Origin of the sequence: Mycobacterium sp. 2YAF39, assembly GCF_052114565.1 — a bacterium.
Classification (GTDB): domain Bacteria; phylum Actinomycetota; class Actinomycetes; order Mycobacteriales; family Mycobacteriaceae; genus Mycobacterium.
In genome coordinates this window covers 1-479 of record NZ_JBFREZ010000045.1, presented here as the reverse complement: position 1 = coordinate 479, position 479 = coordinate 1, and the positions used below count along the sequence as shown (strand labels likewise).

Below are 479 nucleotides of genomic sequence, written 5' to 3'. Positions count from 1 at the left end.
CCCAAGGCCCGCAATCCCCCCACGGAAGGTGCTGCAGATGACCGCAGCCTCCACCTCCCGACTCCCCGTGTTCGACGTCGCCGTGATTGGCGGCGGGCTGGTCGGCTCGGCCGTGGCCTACGGCCTGCGCAGCAGCGTGGGCACAATCGCCGTGCTCGACGAAGGCGATATCGCCCTGCGCGCCTCGCGCGGCAATTTCGGCCTGGTCTGGCTGCAGAGCAAGGGCTACGGCATGGGCGCCTACAGCCGCTGGACGCTGAACTCCACGCGGCTGTGGCCGAAACTGGCCGCCGGCCTGCTGCAGGAAACCGGCATCGACGTGGCCCTGGAGCAGAAAGGCGGCCTGACGCCGCTGATGGGCGACTACGAGGTCGAGGCGCGGCTGGCGTGGGTCAACACGCTGATGGCGCAGCCCGGTGTGGAGCCCTATGAATGGAAGCTGCTGGATCACCATCAGGCCGCTTCGCTCGTGCCCGGAC

General features: G+C 69.1%; 1 protein-coding gene. It reads left to right on the top strand.

Going from position 1 to position 479, the window contains the following annotated elements:
• Positions 1–37: 37 nt before the first annotated feature.
• Positions 38–479: NAD(P)/FAD-dependent oxidoreductase (locus tag AB4Z42_RS28395; RefSeq protein WP_442012580.1), on the top strand; the 442-nt coding region annotated here is incomplete at its 3' end.